General features: G+C 66.0%; 23 protein-coding genes. 10 read left to right on the top strand and 13 right to left on the bottom strand.

Translation table 11 applies throughout. From position 1 onward, the window contains the following. The coding region (locus A5680_RS26005) for a hypothetical protein (protein ID WP_197499750.1) at positions 1 to 1,168 on the top strand (1,168 nt) is incomplete at its 5' end. 45 nt (positions 1,169 to 1,213) lie between these two features. Here the strand turns inward: A5680_RS26005 and A5680_RS08845 are convergent. Continuing rightward, positions 1,214 to 2,035, bottom strand: coding sequence for an aspartyl/asparaginyl beta-hydroxylase domain-containing protein (locus tag A5680_RS08845; RefSeq protein WP_082970315.1), 822 nt, complete (start codon positions 2,033 to 2,035; stop codon positions 1,214 to 1,216). Between the two features lie 275 nt (positions 2,036 to 2,310). Here A5680_RS08845 and A5680_RS08840 point away from each other — a divergent pair, with 275 nt between their 5' ends. Beyond that, positions 2,311 to 2,904: a TetR/AcrR family transcriptional regulator gene (locus A5680_RS08840; RefSeq protein ID WP_231977591.1), complete on the top strand. Its 594-nt coding sequence runs from the start codon at positions 2,311 to 2,313 to the stop codon at positions 2,902 to 2,904. 34 nt (positions 2,905 to 2,938) lie between these two features. On the opposite strand, the gene A5680_RS26535 is transcribed toward A5680_RS08840, so the two are convergent. Together A5680_RS26535 and A5680_RS26485 are read right to left on the bottom strand one after the other, a co-directional pair. Then, positions 2,939 to 3,232 (bottom strand): PE/PPE C-terminal domain-containing protein, encoded by a 294-nt coding sequence (locus A5680_RS26535; protein ID WP_082970314.1) that lies wholly within the window; start codon positions 3,230 to 3,232, stop codon positions 2,939 to 2,941. Between the two features lie 15 nt (positions 3,233 to 3,247). Next, on the bottom strand, positions 3,248 to 4,477 hold the full coding sequence (locus tag A5680_RS26485; RefSeq protein WP_067818360.1) for a PPE family protein: 1,230 nt from the start codon (positions 4,475 to 4,477) through the stop codon (positions 3,248 to 3,250). Positions 4,478 to 4,664: 187 nt separating this feature from the next. Between A5680_RS26485 and A5680_RS08830 the strand changes: the two genes are divergently transcribed. Beyond that, positions 4,665 to 5,324, top strand: coding sequence for a TetR family transcriptional regulator (locus A5680_RS08830; protein WP_067818357.1), 660 nt, complete (start codon positions 4,665 to 4,667; stop codon positions 5,322 to 5,324). A gap of 26 nt (positions 5,325 to 5,350) precedes the next feature. On the opposite strand, the gene A5680_RS08825 is transcribed toward A5680_RS08830, so the two are convergent. The 3 genes from A5680_RS08825 to A5680_RS08815 form a co-directional block, all read right to left on the bottom strand. Then, on the bottom strand, positions 5,351 to 6,436 hold the full coding sequence (locus tag A5680_RS08825; RefSeq protein ID WP_067818356.1) for a methyltransferase: 1,086 nt from the start codon (positions 6,434 to 6,436) through the stop codon (positions 5,351 to 5,353). Positions 6,437 to 6,800: 364 nt separating this feature from the next. Further along, entirely contained in the window at positions 6,801 to 8,579 is a 1,779-nt protein-coding gene (locus A5680_RS08820; RefSeq protein ID WP_067818353.1) for a hypothetical protein, read from the bottom strand. 239 nt (positions 8,580 to 8,818) lie between these two features. Further along, positions 8,819 to 9,130 (bottom strand): hypothetical protein, encoded by a 312-nt coding sequence (locus tag A5680_RS08815; RefSeq protein ID WP_067818350.1) that lies wholly within the window; start codon positions 9,128 to 9,130, stop codon positions 8,819 to 8,821. Between the two features lie 155 nt (positions 9,131 to 9,285). Here A5680_RS08815 and A5680_RS08810 point away from each other — a divergent pair, with 155 nt between their 5' ends. Continuing rightward, positions 9,286 to 9,984: a DUF899 family protein gene (locus tag A5680_RS08810; RefSeq protein ID WP_067818386.1), complete on the top strand. Its 699-nt coding sequence runs from the start codon at positions 9,286 to 9,288 to the stop codon at positions 9,982 to 9,984. Then, positions 9,981 to 10,457 carry an SRPBCC family protein gene (locus A5680_RS08805; RefSeq protein ID WP_055399249.1) on the top strand — a complete coding sequence of 159 codons (477 nt, stop codon included), beginning with the start codon at positions 9,981 to 9,983 and terminating at the stop codon, positions 10,455 to 10,457. The genes A5680_RS08810 and A5680_RS08805 overlap by 4 nt, the downstream gene beginning before the upstream one ends. Before the next feature lie 15 nt (positions 10,458 to 10,472). Here A5680_RS08805 and A5680_RS08800 read toward each other — a convergent pair whose 3' ends face one another. Further along, complete coding sequence (locus tag A5680_RS08800; protein ID WP_197499749.1) at positions 10,473 to 12,749, bottom strand: bifunctional diguanylate cyclase/phosphodiesterase; 2,277 nt, start codon at positions 12,747 to 12,749, stop codon at positions 10,473 to 10,475. Between the two features lie 270 nt (positions 12,750 to 13,019). Beyond that, entirely contained in the window at positions 13,020 to 13,331 is a 312-nt protein-coding gene (locus A5680_RS08795) for a DUF732 domain-containing protein (RefSeq protein WP_055399344.1), read from the bottom strand. 172 nt (positions 13,332 to 13,503) lie between these two features. On the opposite strand from A5680_RS08795, the gene A5680_RS08790 reads away from it, so the two are divergent. Beyond that, positions 13,504 to 14,091 carry an FKBP-type peptidyl-prolyl cis-trans isomerase gene (locus A5680_RS08790; protein ID WP_067818341.1) on the top strand — a complete coding sequence of 196 codons (588 nt, stop codon included), beginning with the start codon at positions 13,504 to 13,506 and terminating at the stop codon, positions 14,089 to 14,091. Positions 14,092 to 14,116: 25 nt separating this feature from the next. Here A5680_RS08790 and A5680_RS08785 read toward each other — a convergent pair whose 3' ends face one another. Further along, positions 14,117 to 14,560: a nuclear transport factor 2 family protein gene (locus tag A5680_RS08785; protein ID WP_055399243.1), complete on the bottom strand. Its 444-nt coding sequence runs from the start codon at positions 14,558 to 14,560 to the stop codon at positions 14,117 to 14,119. Positions 14,561 to 14,677: 117 nt separating this feature from the next. Here A5680_RS08785 and A5680_RS08780 point away from each other — a divergent pair, with 117 nt between their 5' ends. After that, on the top strand, positions 14,678 to 15,310 hold the full coding sequence (locus tag A5680_RS08780; protein ID WP_067818339.1) for a heme oxygenase (biliverdin-producing): 633 nt from the start codon (positions 14,678 to 14,680) through the stop codon (positions 15,308 to 15,310). A gap of 25 nt (positions 15,311 to 15,335) precedes the next feature. Here the strand turns inward: A5680_RS08780 and A5680_RS08775 are convergent, their stop codons facing one another. After that, positions 15,336 to 16,769 carry an FAD-binding oxidoreductase gene (locus A5680_RS08775; protein WP_067818337.1) on the bottom strand — a complete coding sequence of 478 codons (1,434 nt, stop codon included), beginning with the start codon at positions 16,767 to 16,769 and terminating at the stop codon, positions 15,336 to 15,338. 239 nt (positions 16,770 to 17,008) lie between these two features. On the opposite strand from A5680_RS08775, the gene A5680_RS08770 reads away from it, so the two are divergent. Both A5680_RS08770 and A5680_RS08765 read left to right on the top strand, forming a co-directional pair. After that, positions 17,009 to 17,692 carry a GAP family protein gene (locus tag A5680_RS08770; RefSeq protein WP_067818336.1) on the top strand — a complete coding sequence of 228 codons (684 nt, stop codon included), beginning with the start codon at positions 17,009 to 17,011 and terminating at the stop codon, positions 17,690 to 17,692. Positions 17,693 to 17,744: 52 nt separating this feature from the next. Continuing rightward, positions 17,745 to 18,515: a class I SAM-dependent methyltransferase gene (locus A5680_RS08765; RefSeq protein ID WP_067818333.1), complete on the top strand. Its 771-nt coding sequence runs from the start codon at positions 17,745 to 17,747 to the stop codon at positions 18,513 to 18,515. Positions 18,516 to 18,526: 11 nt separating this feature from the next. Here A5680_RS08765 and A5680_RS08760 read toward each other — a convergent pair whose 3' ends face one another. Next, positions 18,527 to 19,762: an osmoprotectant NAGGN system M42 family peptidase gene (locus A5680_RS08760; RefSeq protein WP_156675038.1), complete on the bottom strand. Its 1,236-nt coding sequence runs from the start codon at positions 19,760 to 19,762 to the stop codon at positions 18,527 to 18,529. Positions 19,763 to 19,849: 87 nt separating this feature from the next. Further along, positions 19,850 to 20,275: a hypothetical protein gene (locus A5680_RS25640; protein WP_156349397.1), complete on the bottom strand. Its 426-nt coding sequence runs from the start codon at positions 20,273 to 20,275 to the stop codon at positions 19,850 to 19,852. A 357-nt stretch (positions 20,276 to 20,632) separates the two neighbouring features. Between A5680_RS25640 and A5680_RS08750 the strand changes: the two genes are divergently transcribed. Continuing rightward, entirely contained in the window at positions 20,633 to 21,370 is a 738-nt protein-coding gene (locus tag A5680_RS08750; protein ID WP_067818383.1) for a sensor domain-containing protein, read from the top strand. A gap of 10 nt (positions 21,371 to 21,380) precedes the next feature. Here the strand turns inward: A5680_RS08750 and A5680_RS08745 are convergent, their stop codons facing one another. Next, positions 21,381 to 22,262 (bottom strand): CoA ester lyase, encoded by an 882-nt coding sequence (locus A5680_RS08745; RefSeq protein WP_067818327.1) that lies wholly within the window; start codon positions 22,260 to 22,262, stop codon positions 21,381 to 21,383. Positions 22,263 to 22,356: the final 94 nt, after the last annotated feature.

Genomic DNA, 22,356 nt, shown 5'->3' with positions numbered 1-22,356 from the left:
AGTGACCGTCATCGATACCACGAACCGAACTGTCGTCGGTTCCGTCGCGCTTCGCGTCCACCCGGTTGAGATCGCCAAGTCGGCGGGCTCGGACGTGTTGTGGTTGTGGTGTTTACATCTCGGTTGGCTGGTGCTGGCCGTGCTGGTCACCGCGGCGTGGACAGTCATGGATCGGGGGCGTTCCGACTACCGACGCCTGGCCGCGTCGTTGATCGTGTTCGCGCGGTTCGGGCTGGCCGCGGTGATGATCATCTACGGCCTGGGCAAGGTGATTCCCGTCCAGATGGGGTTCATGACGCTTCCCCATCACCAGTTGCAGCTGACGGGCGACACCAGCCTGTTCGCGACGTTGTGGGGCTTCATGGGCGCCTCCCCGGCGTACTCGGTGGTTAGCGGGTTGGTTGAGCTGGTGTCGGGACTGCTGCTGCTGTGGAACCGTACGCAGCTGCTCGGTGCGCTCGGATCGGCGATGGCCATGGCGCAGGTGTTGTTGCTCAACGTGACCTACGATGTGCCGGTCAAGCTGGCCGTTGGCGAATTGTTCTTGATAGCAATCGGTGTCGCGTCGCCGTACTGGCCGAATTTGGCTCGCGTGGCGTTCAACCGCGGGGAGACTCGCCCCGTTCAGCACTGGTTGCCACTTGGTGCGGATAAGCGCTGGCTGCGACTAACCGGCGTGGTCGCGAAGTTCGGCATCGCTGGGGCGTTGCTGGTGTTCAGCGCAATGTGGGACGCCATGTTGTTCAGCGTGTACAACACACCCACCTCGACACTCGACGGCGTTTGGCGCGCAACGTCCTTCACCGTCGACGGGCGCGAGGCGACGCTCAACCAGACGAACCCGCAACCCTGGACGAATGTCGCGATCGCCGACCGCAACAAGGTGCCGCAATTCGGCGTGGTCAAGTTTGTCAGCCAGGCGCCGGCGGGCTACACCACCATCTGGCAGCTCGAGGTCGACGGGGATCGCCTCAAATTGCGCAAGCGCGAATCGGATTCGGCCGAGGTCGTGCTGCACGCGACCCAACCCGACAAGGACCATCTGGTGCTGACGGGCCAGTTGGACGGCAGGCAGATCACGGGCACGTTCGAACGCCGGTTCATGGAACGCGGCGGGTTCGTCTTCCGGCTCGTCAGCCCGGTCATCCCGGTGGGTTCGCTGCAGTAAGTCCCTCAACCGCCAACGCGTGGCCGGCGTGATTCCCCGCGGATGTCAAGCAGTCTCTGCAAGCGCGCGATCGAATGCGGCTTGATTCTTCTTCATTCGACGCACGACCGGCGACCAACCCATCAGCGTGATCATCACCGAGTTGAAGATATTGAAGGGAAACTGCATCGGTCTCACGATGTCGAGGAACAGCACAACACGCGTTTCCTCGGTGTTGTTCCACACCTCGTGTTCGTAGGTGTCATCGAACATCAGCGCCACGCCCTCCTGAAAAGAGGCGGTCTCGTCGCCGACGCGGATTGCACATTCGCCATCCCGAGGTACCACGAGCGGCAGGTGATAGCGCATGACGCCCTGGTAGGGACCGCGGTGCGGAGGAATCTTCTTCCCGGGGGACAGAATGGAGAAGAAGGCGGTTTTCATGCCCGGTATGTCGTGCAGCAAGCGTGCGGTGTCCGGACATTCTTCGCATTGCTTATCAAAACGCCGGCCGTAAATGTAGAAGAAGTAGCTGAGCCATTTGTCGTCGTTCGATATTGCCGCTATCGTCTCGACGATTTCTTGATGGTTCGGAATCGTCTCCGGAACCGATAGCAGGGCCTCGAGTTCGGCCTGCACCTTGCTCAGCTCGGAAGTGACATGCTGGTGCCATTCGAACTGGGTGGGATCGATGAACGGCGTCGTCTCGACCAGTGAGAATCTCCGCGGAACCATCAAGTTGACCACCTTCAACCCGGGCGCGATAGTCAGAAACAAGAGGTATCGCAACGCCACCACCGCTCTACTGACACCACGATTCGGGGGGCGTGCATCCCATCCATCGGGCGCTATATCGCCGCTCATTTCGGGTGCATCGATGGTCGCCATAGAGGTGGTCTCCGATCCCTGTTTTTTGGTTTTAGTTTGTGATGATGTCGCCGTGAGAAGTGCCTAGCACTCTAGGACGAAGTCCATTGGTGGACCGCCCTCCCCGCAGGGGCGGACCGGCCCGATGAAACGCATCAGATAAGGTATACAATATGTATTTATTGTGCAACAATGCGATCATATTGTGGCACGGCTTCGGCCCTGTGTCTATGGTTGGAGCAATGTTTCGCGAAGTGGTGCCTGCCGGTCCGCCCGCGCGGGGCGAGCAGTCCAGCGTGGACCGCATTCGCGACGTTGCGCTCAAGACTTTCGCCGTGCACGGGACGGAAGCGACCTCGCTACGGATGATCGCCGAATCTGCCGGCGTGTCAATTGGATTGGTTCAACATCACTTCAAGACGAAGGGCAACCTCATCACGGCGGTGGACGAGTACGTGATGGCGGTGCTGGGCCAGTCGTTGGCGGGCCCTTTGCCGGGGGCCCCGACGGACCCGGTCTCGGCGGTCGCACACCGGGTGACCGACCTTGTCTCCAACCACGCGCCCGTCATCGACTACATGTGTCGCGCTGTGGTCGACTGCACGCCGATGGGCGTGCGGATCTTTGACGGCCTGGTCGACATCGGTCGGGGACATTGGGATCAGCTCGCAGAACAAGGATTGGTGCGGCCCGGCCTCGATCCCGATTGGGTAGCGCTCAACCCGATGGTGTTGGTGTTGGGCATCTTTATCGTTCGTTCGCATCTGGACCGGCACCTCCCCGATCCCTTCACCAGTCCGGCGCAGCTGGACAGGTGGCAAAAGGCGACCGACGCCCTGATTCGAAGCGGCCAGATAATCGCACCTGAGCCCAAGACGGATGGTGGCTGACGATCCGCGGTGGTTGCGTAACAATCCCGCTTCCCTAGCGCCCCCCGTCCTGTTCTCGGCCGAGTGTCGGGATGCATGAGTGCGAAGCATCCCGTCCGGTCATCGCCGTTATCAGCGCCCGCTGGAAGGTACGTCCCGGCAACTTCTCCGGAACGGCGGCCTCGACGATCAAAGGCGCCGCCGATGTGACCGCCGAGGCGCTCGTCGTCCAGGCCGGGGGCACCGACAATGGGCCGAGCGGAACAGCCTCGCCCACCCCTGCGGACGGCGCACCGACGGCGCACGAGGGATGGAACGGCCACACCGCCCGGTACTCAGCGCTCGCCATGTGCCCTGCCAGCCGTTAATTGCCTGCAGCGGAGGAAATTTGAGCCCATTCCAACAGCCCATCCACATCGAGCTGAGGCTGAATTCCCGCGGTGCCCGCCAGGCCCGGCGCGGTCAGCCCCCCTAGCGCCGAAGCCCCCAATGCGCCGGATGAGCTGGGCGTGGCCGCCGCGATGGTGATGCTGCCGAAGACGTTGGTGATGGATGCGCCGGCCGGGCCGACGATGGCGGTGGCGGTATTGCCGAAGGTCTGGATGGCGACTTGTTCGCCGCCGACGACGGGGAGTGTGGCCGTGCCGTTGACGAGGGCGACCAGGACCTCCTGGAACGATCCGGGTGTGAGGACAAGGGGGGTCGAGCCGGCAGTGACGTCAACTCCCCCGGGGATCAAAACACCGCCCTCCGAACAGTCGATGAGGGTGTGAATTGTGCTGCCGGAGTTGACGATGACGGTTCCGAAACTGATGAGGTTGGTCCCGGGACCCGCAATCGTGATCGAGCCGCTGTTGACGTACATCCCCGTGCCGGTACCGATGGTGATGGTGCTACCCGGTGCGGCGGTCACCGTCTGGCCCGGAGCAACCGGCCCGGCGGCGTCGACGGTGGTGGAGCCCAGGGCGTGCATCGTGGCATTGGTGGAGGCCAACTGCTGCGTGGCGCTGGTCGCGTTCTGACCGGCGGCCTGCGCCACCGTCTGGGCCTGAGCACCCTGGCCTCCCGGGTTGGTGGTCCGCGGCGGCTCGTCGAACGGGGCCAATGTGCTGGCGGTCTGACACGCGGCGGCATAGTCATACATCGCCGTCGCATCTTGAATCCACATCTGCATGTACTGAGCCTCGGTCGCGGCGATCGCCGGGGCGTTTTGTCCGAAGAAATTGGTTGCGATCAGCGCTAACAGCTGCGCCCGGTTGGCCGCGATCACCGGCGGGGGCACCGTCATCGCGAACGCGGCCTCGTAAGCCGCCGCCGCCGCGTATGCCTGGCCACTGGTCTGCGCTGCCTGCGCGGCGGCGGCAGCCAACCACCCCACATACGGGGTGACCGCGGCCGACATCAGTAGCGAAGAGGGCCCCGACCACGCCTGCCCGGTCAGCCCCGCTAGCTCCGTTGCGTAGCCGCTGGCGGTGGACTCCAGTTGAACCGCCAGCGACTCCCAGCCCGCCGCCGCCGCGAGCATCGGCCCGGAACCCGGGCCGGCATACATCAATCCGGAGTTGACCTCCGGGGGTAGCGACGCAAAGTCCATGTCGGCAGCCCCTTTCGCGAACGGCGATCACTATTTCAACAGTCATTGAATAACTTTTCAATAGCGATAGAATAGCGCCTGCCGCGGTGCTGCAACAGCGCCAGCCGCGGTGCGTGTCGCGGGGTTGCGGGAGAAACGCAGAGCGGGACAGCCTTTTCTATAGGGGTTGAAATGCTATCGTTCGCACGTGTCGTCACCTGGGACAACGAAGCGGCGCGGTAGACGTCAGGGTCAACCGGTGTCGCGCGACGCGGTTCTGCGCGCGGCAAAGCGGCAGTTCGCCAAGCATGGCTATGACAAGACGACGCTGCGGGCGATTGCCGACGATGCGCGAGTCGATCCATCGATGGTCCTCTACCTCTTCGGCTCCAAGGCGGCGTTGTTTCGCGAGTCGATGAAGCTGGTGCTGCCGTCGGACCTGCTGACGGCCGAGATCGCCGAGACGGACGCCGATTTGGGCTGCCGCGTCGTGCGGGCCTACCTTGGTCTCTGGGAGCAGCCCGATACGTCCGCGAGCATGGCCTCGATGGTGCAGTCGGCAACGTCCAACCGCGATGCCAACGATGCGTTTCGCGGTTTCCTGCACGATTACCTGTTCACCGCGGTGTCCGGCGCGTTGGGCGGTGGCGACGAAGCGCGACTGCGCGCGATGCTGGCCGCGACCAGCCTCGTCGGCACCGCGATGCTGCGATACATCATGCGGGTGCCGCCCCTGTCGTCGCTCGGCGTCGACGAGGTGGTCGGCCTCGTCGGGCCGACGGTGCATCGGTTCCTGACCGCACCCGCCGAGGACCTGGGGCTGAACGCGGCATCGCAAACCCCAAGACGGCGCCGAAATGTGCGGTGACGGCGCCGATCTCGAAGCGGCCGCCGCTACACCGCCCTCGCCTCGAGGATGCTGAGCGGCGACACGGTCTCGACGACGCGGTTCAACCGGAAATCGGCCTTGCCGACCAGTCGGCGATATTCGTCCGCGGTACGTTCGCGCGCGCCGGCGACGACCAACATCTCGATGTCCACCCACTTGCCGTGGAAGTCCCGGTCGTGCTGGGGAATGACGAACTCGCAGAGCAACAGTCGCGCGCCGTCGCGGGCCGCGCTGCGGACGTTCTTCAGGATGCGAACCGCGTCGTCCTCGGGCCAGTCGTGGATCACGTTCTTGAGCACATACGCGTCGCCGCCCTTGGGCGCGAAATCGAAGAACGAGCCCTCTTCAATGCGGACGCGGTCGTCGACACCGTATTTCCGCAACAGCTCCGGCGCGCCCGCCACGACCTCCGGAAGATCGAACAGCACGCCGCGCGACTTCGGGGCCGTCTCGAGGATCGCCGCCAACAGCCGACCGTGGCCGCCCCCGACATCGACGATCGTGTCGAACGCGTTGAAATCGTAGGCCGCGGTGAGGGGCACGTTCGCGAACTCGGACACATTGGTCATGGCGGAGTTGAAGATTCCACCGAGTTCGGCTTCACCGGCCAGGTACTCGAAAGCCGGTTTGCCGCGAAGCTCGGGGACCACCGCTTTGCCGGTCCGGATCGCGTCGGTCAGGTGGCTCCAATGCTCCCGATGCTGAGGTGAACCGACCCAGCGGGCCATCCCGGCCATCGAAACCGGCGCATCGGTGCGCAGCGTTTCCGCAAGCGGGGTAAGCGCATAACGCCCGTCGCTGAGCTGGCGGAAAATGCCGACGCCGATCAGCGCCCGCAAGAGCCGCCCCAGCGCATCGGCGTTGGCGCCGACCCGGCTTGCCAACTGCTCGCCGGATAGGGGTCCATCGGCCAGGGCGTCCGCCACGCCGAGATCCGCTGCGGACGCGATCGCCTGGGCGACCCACGCATTCAGGATGAATTCCATCATCACCGCCGGAGGCGGCGCGGAGCGCTGGCGCAGCCGCGATAGGTAGTGGCGGGCTTGCTCGACGGCTCGCGCGACCTTGACAGGCGGGACCTTAGACGTCACGTCACTACCCCTTCTCGTTGATATCGCCGCAGAGTGCGTACACGCCAACTCGCCAAAGGTACTCGTTCACGCGAGCGCTCGAACGCCCCGCGTGTGACTATGCCCGCGAATCGAGAAAATTTCAATAATCATTGAAATAGTGGCCCCGTTCCCCCTATATTCCTGTTTGGGGGGCCGGAAGAACGGAGCGGCCATGTCACGTCTAACCGCAAAGATCGTCGTCGCGGCGATCCTCGCCCTTACCGCCGTAACAGCTTCGGGCTGCCTTCCCTCGGCCAGTGTTGGACCACCCGTAGGGGTCGCAGCCGGGTAGCGCGCCAGGTCCGACCGCGCGTCTCGTTGCGAATCGGCAACGGCGACTTGGTCATTGCTTCGGCAGGATCATTACCTCGGCCGGGATGTCCCGCAGGCTGTTCATGAACAAGTCGAGCTCGTCCGGGCCGAGGTTCTCCCCCGACAGGACGAGGTCGATCTTGGGTTTGTCCCCAGCGGTACTGACCCTGACGTCTTCCACCGGGCGGAAAGCCTCCGCGAGCGCGACAACTTTGTTGATCGCGTCCGGAGCATCGCTTGAACCTGCGCGAGACGGGGCGCTCACTTCCGCTTCGGCGTGCGACATGCCGAGCAGACTAGGGTCTTTGAGAATCTCGGCGCCTGCTATGAGGAAATCCTCGGACCATGTCTGCCCCACCCGGTCAGACCAACCTCCCGGAGCCGACGGGCGGGCACCCGAGTTGTCCGACGCGACTTGAAGCAGGGGGCCGAGAACCTCGCCGAACGTTGCGGCGTATTGCGATTCGCGATCCTCGCTGTCGGCGGACACCATCCATGGCTTCAAAACGCTCGCCAGGTCCCCGTCCGCGGCGCGTTCCTGAGACGCGAGATATTGCCCGACAGCCAGCGGCGCCACCGGGCGGCTCACGACGCCGGCCCGCGCTAGGGCGGCCACGCCCTTGTCGGAGTTCCGCTGCGCTTCCACCTCGCGGAGGTCAAGTTCGAGTGACGCCGCGCGGCGGTAGTCGGAAGCCACCTGTTCCAAGAAAAGCCGTGCGGTCATCGCGGGATTGGCGCGCTCCCCGGTCCGGTTGCCCGATGGCAGAAGCGGACGAGAGAAGCGATCGACCCGGTCCAACTGACCGTCCCAGGCCAGGGCCGCCGCCGACACGACACGAACCATTTCGGATTCCCGTGCGTCACGCGTCGAAGGCCCGGCCGCCACGAGGCCGGAACGCAACCTGCGCACCTCTTGTTCGAGCGACCGCGGTTTCCGCTCCGGTGCCGTCTCCATTCCCAGAATGGTCGCGATGGCGGCGGCTAGTTCGGCCAAGCCGTCTCTCAGGAAGTCGAGTTGGTCCTGCTCGCTCTGATTGGCTTTGTCGCTCAACGAATCTGTGGCAACGCGCAGCACGACCACGCGCTCACACAAGCCCAACGCTCGCATTGCCGACGCGATACCGAAAGATTCCATGTCGATGAGTACAGGCTGGGTAGTCATTCCGGAGTAAAGGGCAAGCGCCAGAGCGTATGTCCAGTCCTCCCGCGCGTAGACCGGACCGCTGGACAGTGTCTCCATCGGCACCGGTGCGATCCCCGGCGAGACCTTGATCACCTTGTCGGTGGCGAGGATGTGGGCATCGGGAAGGTCGAACCCCGACACGGAACCTGGGGCACCCGCGGACCCGGCCCGCAGCTCAATGGCGGCGAGCGGAGCCTGCTCGTCGGGATGCGTCCGGACGATCCACTTGTTCTTCAGCTTGACGACCTCGCCGTCAGGCGAGGCGACTACCACGCCCAATGACAGGTATGACACCCTTTCGGCTCGAAAGACCTGACCAACGAGCTTGGAGTCGACCGTTCCACAGCAGCCGTAGAAGACGTAGTAGTCGGCCCGGTTTTCGCGGGTCGATCTGCTGAGCGCGGCCGCCGCGACGACATTGCCCTGGGCGCTCAGCGGATGGTGCTCCAGCCTGGCGGTTCGCCCGTCGGACAGGCGGCCCTCCAACGATTCGTCCCCGTGTTTCACCGGCGTCCACACCGTTGCTCCGAACACCGGCAGGTCGACGTAGAGGCGTGCGAGCAACTCCGTTACCGCGGTCGCTTCGTTCCTGGTAAAGGTAAATATCGCCACCGTGACATCCGCCACGGCGACATCGTAAGCCCGCGGGCGGGCCTTATTAGCGCGGTCCCGAAAACACAATTTGGGCAGCGGTCATCAGTTCCGAGTTTCCGGAATCGGAATCAATTCCGCGTGTATCGTGCGGCCAAACTTGGACCGCATGAGCCCGTGTGCCGTGGGCACCAGCACGCGGGCAACATTTCAGCCGCCGGCGCCCACGCCGGTGACCAATTCGACCGGGCCGCTTGGCGATTAGAAGTGGGCCGCTACTGGCCGGCCGGTGGACGGCACACGTTGGCGCCCGGATCCCACCACCAGCCGTTGTCGCATGCCAGCGGTTGCGGCCCCACGCCGAGAGGCCGGCATACGTTGGCGGTCGGGTCCCACCACTGGCCCGGGTCGCATGCCAACGGTTGCGGCCCCACGCCGAGAGGCCGGCAGACCTTGCCCGTCGGATCCCACCACTCCCCCTCCGCGCAATCCGCCTTGCTCACGGCCGGAATCGCGATCGTCACGGCCGCCATCGAGGCGAACGCCACCATGACGATGACTACAAGATGCCGAATGAACGTCCTCATTGTGGACCTCCCGTCGCGCTATCCATCAATCGAAACCGATTCCGGACATGCAGGTCAAGGCCGCAACCGTATTCGTCGTCATGTCTGCGATGAATTCCGGGCACTTCGCGAGTCAGACCTTCCAGACGGACAAATCGAGAGGAAAGGTGGATGCCATGTCCCCCGAACAGACGGCCCAGCCGCCGATCGTCGATCTCCAAACCTGGCGCGCCGCGCTCGACGAGCTGCGCAAGCGCGAGAAGGCCGCCACCCGCGAACTCGATGCCATCGCCGCCCAGCGCCGACGCCTGCCGATGGTGAAGTTGCCGGACTACGTCCTCATCGGCGCCGACGGGCCCATCCGCCTCGTCGACGTGTTCGACGGACGTTCGCAGCTCATCGTCTACCACCACATGTGGTCCGACGGCGCGGAGTGGCAGTGCCCCGGCTGCACGGGTTTCACGTCGCAATTCACCCGCTTGGAGTTCCTGGACAACTACGACGCCCGCTTCGTCATCGTCACCAACGGGCCGATCGAGGAAGCCCTCGCCTACAAGCACAAGGTCGGCAACCGCATGGACTGGTTCTCGTCATCGCAAAGCCCATTCGGTGCCGACATGGACGCACCGCCCGGCGGCGGCTTCGGGGTCAACGTGTTCCTGCGCGACGGCGACACCGTGTACCGCACGTGGCACACGAACGGGCGGGGCACCGAGCAACTCAGCCACTCGTTCGGGCTCATCGACATCCTGCCGTGGGGCCGCCAGGAGGAATGGCTCGATTCGCCTGAAGGCTGGCCGTCGCGCCCCACATACTCAGGGTGGCTCGACTCCCCCGCCATCGCAGCCGCCTACGGACCCGAGGACAACACATGAGCGTCACCGCCGAGCGTTACGCCGTCACCCGCACCATCGCCGCGACGCCGGCCGAGATCTTCGCCGTCCTCGCCAACCCGTCGCGTCACCAGAACACCGAACCCACCGACTGGGTCCGCGAAGCGGTTGACGGCGCGCCGATCACCGGGGCGGGACAGACGTTCGCGATGAACATGTATCTCCCTGCGGCCGGCGGTGACTACGTCACGCACAATCTGGTCAACGTCTTCGAGAAGGACCGTGCCATCGGTTGGATGCCGGGCATCCTGGACGACGCGGGCAACCACACCCCCGGCGGCTGGTTCTGGCGTTACGACCTCGCCCCGAATGGCGACCGCACGGACGTCACCCTGACTTACGACTGGAGCGGCACGTCGCAGGACTTCCGCGACCGCGTTGGCCAGATGCCCATCTTCGGTGAGGACTACCTCGACGCGTCGCTGGCCGCGCTCGAGCGATCGGTCGCAAGCTGATCGGTCAAAACCCAGTCACCGCAACCCATCTCCCGCCGCGAGCGCCGAGTTCGCGGGGACTCGCGGGATCTCGGCTGCGGGTAATGGCGGACAGAAGAAGTTCCCTTGCACGGCGTCGCAACCGTAGTCCCTGAGCCGTTGGGCCGTTGCGAGGTCTTCGACGCCTTCGGCCACGCTGGCGATGCCGAACGCGGATGCCAACTCGATGACCGAGCGTGCAATGGTGGCGGCGCGGTCGTCGTGCAGGATCGGCGCGATGAAATCATGGCCGAGCTTGACTTCATCAGCCGGCAACTCGCGCAGATACGTCAAAGTGGCGTAGCCGCTGCCGAAGTCGTCAATCGCTACCCGAATGCCGTTGTCACGTAACCGGTTCAGCACTGCGCGGGCCTGCACCAGGTCGGCCACCACCAAATCCTCGGTGATCTCGATGGTGAGCGAGCTGGGAGACATGGCGAACTGGCCGAGCACGGACATGATGCGGTCCGGCAGCGCGTCCTCGTCGAGGGAGGGCGCCGCGAGATTGATCGCGACGGCGATCGCCGCGCCGGCCTCGTGCCACGCGGCGGCGTCCGCCACGGCCCGGGAAAGCACCAGATCGGTGAGCGCATGCATCAACCCGTGTGCGCGCACCAGGGGTAAGAACTCATCGGGGCCCAGCACGCCAAACCGCGGATGCTGCCAGCGCACCAGCGCCTCTACTCCGCTCACGGAGCCGGTCAACGTGCTGAATTTCGGCTGGTACAACAGGGTCAGCGTGCCGTTCTCGATGGCGCGTCGCAGTTCGCCCAGCAGTTGCAATCGGGCGATGGCCCGGTCGGATGTGGGCGTGTTGCCAAGCTGAGCGCCCATCTCGGGTGTGAACGTCTGCACATTGGTCGCGCTCCCCAGGCGGGCCCAGGAGCGCGCCGCATCCGCCTGCTTGAGTAGATCGCCGGGTGTCAGCGGCGGGAGATCTGACTCGGCCGAGGCCATGCCGATGCTCAGGCGTACGTCCAGGCGGTGATGGTCGATGTCGACGGGCTCCTCGAACGATCGCGCCACCCCGTTGGCGACCTGTATCGCCACGTCCGGACGGTCTTCGACCAAGATGGCGAATTCGTCACCGCTCATCCGCGCAATGGTGTGGCTGTCATCGACGTTGTGCTGGATCCGCTCGCCGACGCCGCGGAGCAGTTCGTCGCCCACGTCATAACCGAGCGTGTCGTTGACGAGCTTGAAATCGTCGACGCTCACCGTGAGTACGTTGACCGGCACGCTGTGCTGAACGTGTAAGCGCAGAGCATGCGCCAACCGATCGTCGAAAAGCCGCTGATTCGCCAACCCGGTCAGCGGGTCGCGCAGGCTGGCATCGGATACCGCGGCAAGTAGCCGTTGCTTTCGCTCCAGCAGCAATATGTGGCGGACCAGGGTGGTGACGAACAGCACCACACAAACCGAGAAGACGAACGCCTCACCCCGGTACGCGGGCCAAAAGTGCACGGTGCCAACGACAATCGCCAGCATCACCGGAAGATAGGGCAGCCACAGCGACGCCCTGGACGAGGGCCGCGAAAAACCCAGATCGGGTTCGGGCCCCGGCCGAGAAGTGATTCCGGACAGCGCGACGAAGTACATGCCACCGGCCCATCCGAGGACGACGAGGTCATTGGGCCCCCGGTCGACGGAATCCCTGGCGACGTGCACCAGGCCGGCCAGCGCAATGAGGCCCCAGCCCAACATCATCAGCGTCGGGGAGAGCTTGCGGCCCGCCTCAGCCTTTTTGACAACGATGAATGTCAACGCAACGAGTCCGACGTACACGCCTGCGGCGGTGGCCAACAACACCCGCGGAACGGTCAGCGTCGTCTGCGATGCCTGCGCCGCGGGACCCAGCGGCAGAAGAATGAGTACGACCAACAGGGACGCGGTGATGAGGAGGCCGTCAACGAGCAGGCCGATCCCGAACCGGGCGTCGTCCCTACTGGGAATCGCGGCCGCGGTGGCCAACGCGCAGAGCGGCAAAATGAGGAACCCCAAGTTCGCCGCCGAGAGGTCCGATACCGGAAGTTCGCCTGCCAGCGCGACGTAACACCACACCGCTTGGCCCGCAGTCCAGCCGACCAAACCGGTGGACAGGACGGTCCACGCGAGGCGTTGCCGCCCCCGCGACCCGCGGGCGGCATAGACCGAACACGTGGTGGCGAACACGCCGGCAAGCAGAGAGCCCGCCGGCGCGAGTACCGCGCGGCCCGGGGCAGCCTTCCAGCCCAACAACGCCACCGCGAACGCGACCAGACCGACGGTTGCCAACACGACCACCACTTGTCGGCTTCGTGTCAGTGACAACAATTTCCCTTAATCTGTCGGGTGCGGCCCGCAAGCAGGATAAGGCACGCAGCAAGGTAGTTGAGAGAATTTACTCAGCCGTTTCTCGGTCGCCATGAGTTTTTCTGGTCGCGCCGAATGCTGCACCGCCTCAGGGAGCGACTGGGCCCCGCAATGGCTCTAATTGCGTTGCACCTGCGGTGCATTCGAAGCAGCGGCGCGCCGACACAGCGCCATCGGGCGAGTGCCGGGATGTCACGTGCACAGCGAAGGGGCGTCGCACACGTTGCCGGGGCAGTAGATCGAGTGCGCGGCGTCGACCATGGTTCCGACGTCCAACAACGTGACGCCCCGCGCGTTCAGGTGCGCGTGAACGTCGTCGGCGATCTGTTGTGGCGTCCAACCCCAGGTCAGGTCGTAGCAGATGAGGTGCGCCTCCCCGATGAGCGCCTCTTGCGTCTGCGGCGGCCAGCTGAGGCCGACGGCGCGCAGTTGAGCGAGGTATGCGTCGTCTTGGGGCGTGGCGGCGGCAATGGCCGCGCTACTGACCAAGCCGGCGCCGGCGATCATGGGTGCGGTAAGTGCCGCCAGCCAACGAGGTGAAGGCATGCGATTCACTCCCTTTCTGCGATGCCCCCCAATATCTTGCGGACCCAACCACGTCGAAGAATAGCCAAAGCCCGTGGCGTCGGCTCGCGGTAATCGGATTGCGCTCCCCGCGGCGGCCAAGGGCCAGCCGATGGCGGGGGTGCGGTTTGGCTGTAGCGTGACGGCCGTGAAGTCCTCCTTGGTGTATTCCTCCGTCGCCGCCTGCGTTGCGGCGACCGTCCTGGCTATCGCCGCGTCGGGCAACGCAACCGCAGCCGGCTCGTGCCCGACCGCGCAGGCCCCGGCCGGTGGCACGCCCGACTGGACGTTGGCCGGCACCACCGGCAGCGTCGCGGTCACCGGGTCCACGGATACGACGGCTCCGCGCGTCGACGTCACCGCGCCGTTCGGCGTGGCCCAGACGCAGGTGCATACGCTGCACGCCGGGAACGGGCCGGTGGTTCCCGCCGCGGCCCGGGTCTCGGTCTGCTACATGGGTGTCAATGGGCGTGACGGGTCGGTGTTCGACAACAGCTACGAACGCGGCGCCCCCGTCGACTTCCCGCTCACCGGAGTCGTGCCGGGCTTCCAGAAGGCCATCGCGGGACAAAACGTCGGATCGACCGTCGGCGTCGCGATGACTTCCGCGGACGGCTACCCCAACGGTCAGCCGAGCGCTGGGATCCGGCCGGGTGACTCGCTCGTGTTCGCGATCAAGATCCTCAGCGCGTCGAGCTAGCCGGACGCGCCAAATCGCTTGTCACTCAACCGTTCAGCGGCGCAAACATCAGCGCGGGGTCGATCCCGAGTTGCTGTGCGACGTGGGACGCGTCCCAATACTCGCGCCAGTAACTGATCGCGCCGTCGCGCACTCCGAAGAACGCCGTGACGTAGAACGTCACGGCGACACCGTTCATGGCGTTTACGTCGACGCGCTCGACGACGACGGTGTCACCGTCGGAAACGATGGTGCGGATCTCGCTGCCCTCGACCATCCCCGTCGAAAGCGTGTTGTGCTTCTCGAGTTCCGCGCGCGCCGCGTCGCGCCCGCGAACGACGGGTGAAAGCGGCACGTGGAGCTGCCAAACGAAGTCGTCGGCCATGAGCGCCGTCATCGCGTCGATATCCATGCTCTCGCCGTAAGCGGAATGGATAAAATCGACGACGATCTTTTCGTTGTCGTTCTTGGTTGCAACGCTTTTCGCCATCTGGTCGTCCTTTGAAGGTGATTGCGGTTCGCTATTGGTCGAACTGTAGACGGCCGCCAGTGGAATAGGCGCCGATATACGAATCGCTTAGCGCGGGCCATGTAATCTGACCAGGACATGCCCCCAACCGCAGCCGCAACCCGCCGCCGCTTGTCGGTCGCGATGAAGGCGGGGTCGGCGGCGGAGCACACCGCCGCCGAACAGAGCGCATTCGTCGCCGAACTACTCGCCGGCCGCGTCACCGCTCGCGGCTACTCCGAATACTTGCTGCGCCTGCGTGTGGTCTACGCCGCGCTCGAGGACGCCATCCGGGCCCGCCGCGAGGATCCCATGGTCGCCGCCGTGTACGACCCGACTTTGCAGCGTTCGGCGGCCATCGACGCCGACCTGGAGCACTGGCGGCCCGGCGCCCCGCGGGAGGTCGACTCACCCGCGGCCACGGCATACCGGGACCGGATCGCCGCCCTGACGTGGGGTGGCGCGCTGCTGGCCCACCACTACACGCGCTATCTCGGCGACCTGTCCGGCGGGCGGATCATCCGCAAGGCGCTCGATCGCACGTTTGACCTTCGCGGCGCCGGGCTCGCGTTCTACGAATTTCCGGTGCGGCCCAAGCCGTACAAGGACGCCTACCGGGCGCGGATCGATGCGCTGCCCACCGGCGCGGACGACATCGAGCGGATAGTCGACGAGGTCAAATTGGCCTTCGGCTTCAATCGTGCGTTACTCGACGAACTCGCCGTCGGCTAGCGCGCTCGAGGGCCCGTCGGCAATCTCAAAGATTCAGCCCCGAGAACATGGTTCGGCTGGGATCGTACTTCTGCCGCACGGCGGCCAGCCGCGACAGGTTCGAGCTGAAATACCTCGAGGCGGGTTGGTTCGCCTCGATGTAGTTCACGTATCCCCCCACCGAGTGGCCTTGCACGGCCTGGTGCGCGGTGTTGAGCCAGTTCGTCGCCGCCCCCGCGTCACCGGTCTCCACGTACCACTGCACCAACGCATACTGCCGGCGCCACGGGAAGGCGGTCGCCCCCGGCGCCACATCGGCGAGGGCGCCGTCGAGCGCATGCATGATCGCCAGCATGCGGCCCGCTCCACGGGGAAAGGCGTTGACGGCCTGGGCGATCCCCTGCGCGGTGGCCGCGTCGACGACCGGCAGCACGTCGGACCCGCCGACGTATCCGAGCGGTGCCGGGTTGAGGTTCCCCACGGCCAGATACCGCACCAGGTCCAGGTAGTTGAACGTGTGGTTCTCGGTCCCCGTCGGTTGCACGCCAACGGCTTTGGTGATGTTGGCCCCGACGCTGGCGCCCGACCCGACCGGGCAGGTGGCCATGATGCGGCAGTGCGTTCCCATCGGCTCCACGGTGGCGTCCGCCAACGCCCAGCTGTTCCGGTCGGCGGTACGCAACCAGTTCTGCCAGCCAACCAACACCTGCGCCAACGCCTCCGGCGGGAAATTGAGGTTCACCACGTCGAGATCGGTGGTCGGGAACGTGGCGAAGGTCAGCGAGGTGGTCACGCCGAAGTTTCCGCCGCCGCCACCGCGCAACGCCCAGAACAGGTCCGGGTTGCTGGCGTTGGAGGCGGTCACCGCCTGCCCGCCGGGCAGCACGACCGAAGCCGACACCAGTTGGTCACAGAGCAGGCCCGCGTGGCGGGAGTTGGCGCCCAATCCCCCGCCCAGCGCGTGCCCTGACGCGCCGACCGACGGGCAGGTGCCCGTCGGGATGCCCCGGCCCGCGCCGGCCAGCGTCTGATGCATCGCATACAAGCTGGTCGCGGGCGCCACGGTGATGTTTCCGGTGGCGGCGTCGTAATTGATGCCCCCCGGCAGCTGGCGGAGGTCGAGCACCATGACGCCGTTCGCGGTCGAGGCGCCGATGTAGGAGTGCCCGCCGCTGCGCGGCGCCACCTTCAGGTTGTGGGCGGCGGCGAACGCCATGGCCTTCTGCACGTCCGCGGGCGACGTCGGGGTGACGATCGCGGCGGGCGTCGAGCCGTTGAAGTTGGTGTTGAACACCTGCTTGGCCGAACCGTAACCGCCGTTGTCGGGCAGCAGCACCTGCCCGCCGATCGCGGTGGACAGCCCCTCCCAGCCGGTGGGGTTGGGGGCGGCGGTGGCCCGGGCCGAGCCGAACACGGTGCCGGCGGCCAAGGCTCCGGCGGCGCCCCGCAGGAACGTCTGGCGGGACATCTCACGCGCCATCGCCGGGCTCCCGCGTCTGCCTCATGTCCGCATTGTCAAACGGGCGACAACGAAACCCGCGGTGCCCCATGCCCTGTGACCGGATCGAAACCGATACGAGCCGCCGCGGTGATGCGCTCCGCGGGACACGTCGACGCCTCGAACAGACACGCCACGTTCCGCCTCGTATTGTCTGCAGCATGGTCGCCGCATCCACGTCCACTCTCGGCGAGTTCACGCGGTAGGCGGGGTCGGGGCGCGTGGGTGCTCTTTTGGTGGCGCTTGCCGGCCTGGCGTTGCTCGATTCGTTGAACGTGCTCAATGTGGGCGTGGTATCCGCGGTCATCTTCGACAGCCGGTTGAGCCGGCGATCACCGATTCCGGGCGCGCTGAGCTACGTCGCGGGCGTGTTCGCCGTGACGACCACCTTCGGGCTTTGCACCGTGCTGGGTCTCAGCTTCTTGACCCATGTCGTCGGGTTTCACGTGACACCGGCCATCCGTTTCTGGGGCGAGCTGGTGCTCGGCCTGGTGCTGACCTGCCTGGCCTACTTTCCGTTGACCGCCCAATCAGCGGCTCCCGGTTGGGCATTGGCGGCGATGCGCGAGCGTCCCTGGCTGCTTGGTTTCCTCGGGCTGGCGGTCGGTAGCGGCCAGGCGCCCACGGCGATTCCCTATCTCACCGGCTTGGCCATGCTCGCCGCCCTGCATCCGCGGCCGCCGCTGTGGCCATTGGTCATCGTCGTCTATTGGACTATCGCGCTTTCCCCGCCGCTACTGATCCTTGCCCTCTCGATGAGGAAGACCATGCGAGCCAAGCGCATTCAGCGTCGGCTGGTCCGCGCCCTCACCCGCTACGGCCCGATATCCGTGCGGCTGCTTTTCCTGGTCTTCGGAATCGGGCTGATGGCCGATGCGCTGGTCAATCACAGCGCGCTGTGGTGAGGCACAACCCTTTCTCACGTCTTGCCCAGCGAACCGGATTACCTTGGCGGATATGACCGATCGCCACGAACGCGCGCTGTCCTTCGGCTCGATTGCGGAGGACTACGACGGTTTCCGCCCGAGGCCTCCGCAAGACGCGGTGGATTGGCTGCTGCCGACCCGGTGCGAGGTGGCAGTCGACCTGGGTGCGGGCACCGGGCTGTTCACCCGGGCGCTGCTCGGCAGGGCGACCGAGGTGATCGCCGTGGAACCCGACGCGCGCATGCGTGCGGTGCTCACCAAGCGGTCGCCCGAGGTGCGGGCCGTCGAGGGCACGGGTGAGTCGATCCCGCTCGAGGACGCGGCCGTCGACGCGGTGTTCGTCTCCTCCGCCTGGCACTGGATGGACCCTGAGCGCGCCGTCCCCGAGATCGGCCGGGTGCTGCGCGACAACGGGCGGTTCGGCCTGATTTGGACCAGTCGAGACCGTGAGGTGGATTGGGTCCGCGAACTGGACCTGCTTCCGGGCGAAGACACGCCCGATGCGGAATCCCCCGACCGCTTCCGCCGGCGCCACGAGAACGTCGTGCTTCCCGACCCGCAGATATTCCACAACGTTTCCCGCGAGACGTTCACGTTTGTGCGGGCCATGACCATCGACGATGTCGTCGCGATGGTCGGCACGTACAGCAGGGTGATCATCGCGTCCCCGGACGAGCGCGCCGCGCGCCTGGCCAATGCCCGCGCCGCGTTGACCGAGCGCTTTTCCGGTGCGGAAGCGATCGACGTCCCGATGAAGTCCCGGTGCTGGCGCGCAGACCGGATGCCCCGCGGCGGCCGGTAGGCGTTAGCCGCTCAGGACTGCGGACCCTCCGACGGCGGCCAGACCGAACCCGGCGAGGCCTCGCCGGGCGAATCGTGTTCCCCACGGGCCAAAGGCACCCACCGCTCGCTGGGCGCGGGCTGCTTGGACGACGGGAAGTCCCGCAGCTTGCCCGACGGCTTGGCATCCCATTTGGCGAACGTCAGCGGAGTCTGCAGCCAGGCGTGCAGCAGGCAGTACGCCGCCTGCAGCGAATCCAGGTGGGTGCGCTCCCAGCCGTGGCTGCCGTCGAGCCCGAACCCGACAAGCGCTGCGCGTGTTCCCGCCCCCGCCTCGATCGCTGCGGCGGCGTCGGAGCGGTAGAACCGGAACACATCTCGCGCGCACGGGACGCCCTGCTCCTCGGCGAGCTTGCACAGCTTCCGGGTCAGGTGGTAGTCGAACGGCCCGTGCAGATCGGCCATCGGGATGGTCACGCCGTCCTCGATGGAGTGCTGGCCCGGTGCGCACACCGCGTTGTCCACCGAGACCAACTCCGCGACGTCGGCGGGCAATCCGTGGCTGGCGCCGTGGCCAACCTCCTCAGTGATGGTGATCATGACCATGGTGCGGTGCGGCAGCACGATTTTCTGCTCGGCGAAGTTCTTGGCGAGCGCGAGCGCGATTGCGACGCCGGCCTTCCCATCAAGGTGCCGGGAGACGATGTAGCCGTCCGCGGTGAGTTCCGGGCTGGCGATGAACGCGACGAAGTCGCCGACCTGTAGGCCGAGGCGGATCAGGTCCTCCCGCGAGGACACCTTGCGGTCGACTCGGACCTCGACGTGTTCCCAGTCGGTGGGCTGCAGGTCGATCTCGTCGCCGAATGCGTGCCCGCTCGCCTTCAGCGGCAGGACGGTGCCCGTGATGAATTCGTCGGGGTCGTCGGAGAAGATGCGCACGCGGGCGCCGGCGGCGAACCGCGCCGAGAAGGTGCCGACCGGAATCACCTCGAGGCGGCCGTTGTCCTTGAGCCGGCGCACCATGCAACCGATCGTGTCGGCGTGCACCACGATCGCGCGGTCGATGGCCGCCGACTTTCCGGGGAGTTCGGCGGTCAGCGCCCCGCGCCGAGTCAGCTCGAACGGCACGCCGAAGCCATCGAAGATGTCGCCGATGAGCTGCATCACCGCGTCCGTCCGCCCCGCCGGACTCGGCGTTTGGAGCAGCGCGAGCAGCGTGTCGACCATCCATGTGCGGTCGGCTTCGGACATGGCCGCGCTTGTGCGCACGGTCCCTCCTCTCGAATCACCCGGGACCGGACCAACCTACCGCGTGGCCACCGTTGATCCACCCGCCCGGGCCAAATGCCCGCGTGCTCAGGGATTCACGTTGGGGCAGACCTGCTTGATCCAACCGGTGATCTGGTCCCTGTTGGCGTTCAGGTCGGGATCGTCGGGCCGCGCACCGCCGGTGGTGACGAAGTGCTCGATCGCGGCCTTCACGTTGTCGGGCGGGCCGTACTTCTCCAGCGTGTCCGCGTACTTGCGCGCCTTCTCGGGGTTATTGGCCACCATCAAGTTGTCTTTGGCGAACGAAATGTCCAGGCAGGTGGACTGATCCAACGGACCGCCTTGCGCGGCGGACGGCGACGGCGTCGTCGTCGACGGCGGCGGTGGGGACTGCGAACTCGAGGTCGGCGACGGGCTGGACGATGAATCCGAGGACGAGGCGCCGTTCGAGCAACCCGCCGTGACGATCGCGATGGCGACGATCCCTGCACTAGTGATTCGGTCTAGCCTCATCGGAAGCTCCTCTGCTTCTTCAGGTGGTGTTTGCTGCATGCACCTTATCGGCAACTTGCCTCGCGCCGCCGTGCGAACAGTCCGAATCCGCAGCGAGCGGCGTGCGGCGGCTCTGTTCGCGGTCGCGTACCGCCCGCTTTTGTTGCCCTGGGAAACCCTTGATCTGCGAATGTTTCACGATTGCCGCGCATCGCACGGGTGTCGTGGGCCACTCGGCGAGTCGCCGGCTTCCCCCAACCGCGCGGCTCACCCGACGGTTGCTGCAAAACTTCGCGGTGAACCGCGCGATTTGCTGCCACAGCGGTTATGCTTCCGTCCGGCTTCCGGCAGCGGATGCAATCACGAAGGGTGAGCAACATGCGCCAATTACCAGTCGCCGTCGCCTCCATCGCCGTCCTAGTCGCCGCATGCGGGGGCGGCAAAGAAAGCGGCTCCGGCTCGTCGACGACCTCGACGGCGCCCCCGGTCGCGCAGGCCGCCCTGTCGGGCTTGCTGCTCAGCTCGGCCGACCTCGACGCCGCGCTGGGCGTGACCGGATCGAAGAGCAAGGAGAAGAGCGACAAGCTCAAGGACGACGCCGCCAAGCAGCCGTGGCCCGCGGGCTGGAAATTCCCCGACGACTGCGTCTACGCGTTCGGCCCGGGGCAGGCTCCCGTGTATGCCGGCAGCGGCTATACCGCGGTCAGCGGTGACGACGAGGTCGCTTCCCTGCCCCCCAACTCGAACGAACCGGACCCCGAGGTCGAACAGGTGCTGGTGTTGTTCCCGACCGCGAAGGAGGCCGGCGCCTTCTTCGCCCAGTCGGCCCAGCGCTGGCCCGCCTGCGCCAACCGGCAATTCACCACGCCGGCCGGGCAGGACACCCCCGAGACGGGTTGGCAGGTGGGACCGGTCACCAACTCCAACGGAACGTTGAGCACCACCCTGACCATGACGATGCGCGACAACGGCAACGTGCTGCTCACGATTACCGCCCAGCGGGCGCTGACGGTGCGCAACAACGTCGCGATCGATGTCAGCGCGCTCCGCAAGGACCCGACGGACTCCGCCGTCAAGCTCGCCGGTCAGATCGCCAACCGAGTCGACAAGCAGTGAGCCACATCGCCTAGGAGGCGGACGCCAATTCCGCGATGAGATCCGCGAGGGCGAGGATCCGTTCCGCGTTGCGGACGTGCAGGCTTTCGATCATGCGACCGTCCACCGTGATGACGCTGGTCCCCGCGGCACGGGCCTCTTCGTAGGCCGCGACCACCTTGCGGGCGTCGGCGACGTCTTGCTGCGACGGACCGAACAGGTCGTTGGCCGGGCCGATCTGGGACGGATGGATCAAAGTCTTGCCGTCGAAACCCATTTCGCGGCCCTGCCGCGCTTCCGCCTGGAAGGCGTCTTCGTCCGTGATGTCGTTGAAGACCCCGTCCAGGATCACCTTGCCGGCTGCCCTGGCCCCCAGCACCGCCAACGACAACGCGGCCAGCACCGGCGCTCGGCCAGGCACGTGTAAACCGTGCAGGTCGTTCACCAGGTCGTTGGTGCCGACCACCAACGCGGCCAACCGGTCACTGGCCGAGGCGATCTCCTCGGCCCTCAGGAAGGACCTCGGCGTTTCGATCATCACCCACACCCGCAACGACTCCGGCGCGCCGAGCCCGTCGAGCGCGGCGGCCAGGGCCCGAACCTGCTCGCCCGACTCGACTTTCGGGACCAACACTCCGTGGGCGGCCGAACCGGCCACCGCCGCCAAGTCCGCGTCGTGCCACTCGGTGTCCAGTCCGTTGATGCGCACCACGACCTCGCGGGGCCGGTAGCCATCCGCCGCGATCGCGTCGCAGACGGCGGCCCTGGCGTCGGCTTTGGCGTCGGGCCCGACCGCATCCTCGAGGTCGAGAATCACCACGTCCGCGGGCAACGACTTTCCCTTCTCCAACGCTCGCGGCTTGTTGCCTGGCAGGTAGAGGGCGGAGCGTCGCGGGCGCAGGGTCGGTGCCAAGTGAATCGCTTCCTGTCGTCTAGCAGAGCGGGCGCGCGGTGCGCGGCATAGGCAGAAAGTACCCTTCGGTCTTGGCGGTGTGGTCGCGCAGGCG

It is taken from the genome of Mycobacterium sp. E2989, assembly GCF_001667595.1.
Classification (GTDB): domain Bacteria; phylum Actinomycetota; class Actinomycetes; order Mycobacteriales; family Mycobacteriaceae; genus Mycobacterium.
The sequence above is the reverse complement of the archived record's forward strand: the minus strand, read 5'-3'. Positions and strand labels throughout refer to the sequence as shown.

Bases quoted from the DNA above. Each gene is read 5' to 3' on its own strand.
- A5680_RS08845 (WP_082970315.1), bottom strand. From the start codon at position 2,035: ATGGCGACCATCGATGCACCCGAAATGAGCGGCGATATAGCGCCCGAT.
- A5680_RS26535 (WP_082970314.1), bottom strand. From the start codon at position 3,232: ATGGCGAGCGCTGAGTACCGGGCGGTGTGGCCGTTCCATCCCTCGTGC.
- A5680_RS26485 (WP_067818360.1), bottom strand. From the start codon at position 4,477: ATGGACTTTGCGTCGCTACCCCCGGAGGTCAACTCCGGATTGATGTAT.
- A5680_RS08815 (WP_067818350.1), bottom strand. From the start codon at position 9,130: ATGAGGACGTTCATTCGGCATCTTGTAGTCATCGTCATGGTGGCGTTC.
- A5680_RS08810 (WP_067818386.1), top strand. From the start codon at position 9,286: ATGTCCCCCGAACAGACGGCCCAGCCGCCGATCGTCGATCTCCAAACC.
- A5680_RS08805 (WP_055399249.1), top strand. From the start codon at position 9,981: ATGAGCGTCACCGCCGAGCGTTACGCCGTCACCCGCACCATCGCCGCG.
- A5680_RS08790 (WP_067818341.1), top strand. From the start codon at position 13,504: ATGGCGGGGGTGCGGTTTGGCTGTAGCGTGACGGCCGTGAAGTCCTCC.
- A5680_RS08785 (WP_055399243.1), bottom strand. From the start codon at position 14,560: ATGGCGAAAAGCGTTGCAACCAAGAACGACAACGAAAAGATCGTCGTC.
- A5680_RS08780 (WP_067818339.1), top strand. From the start codon at position 14,678: ATGCCCCCAACCGCAGCCGCAACCCGCCGCCGCTTGTCGGTCGCGATG.
- A5680_RS08775 (WP_067818337.1), bottom strand. From the start codon at position 16,769: ATGGCGCGTGAGATGTCCCGCCAGACGTTCCTGCGGGGCGCCGCCGGA.
- A5680_RS08765 (WP_067818333.1), top strand. From the start codon at position 17,745: ATGACCGATCGCCACGAACGCGCGCTGTCCTTCGGCTCGATTGCGGAG.
- A5680_RS25640 (WP_156349397.1), bottom strand. From the start codon at position 20,275: ATGAGGCTAGACCGAATCACTAGTGCAGGGATCGTCGCCATCGCGATC.
- A5680_RS08750 (WP_067818383.1), top strand. From the start codon at position 20,633: ATGCGCCAATTACCAGTCGCCGTCGCCTCCATCGCCGTCCTAGTCGCC.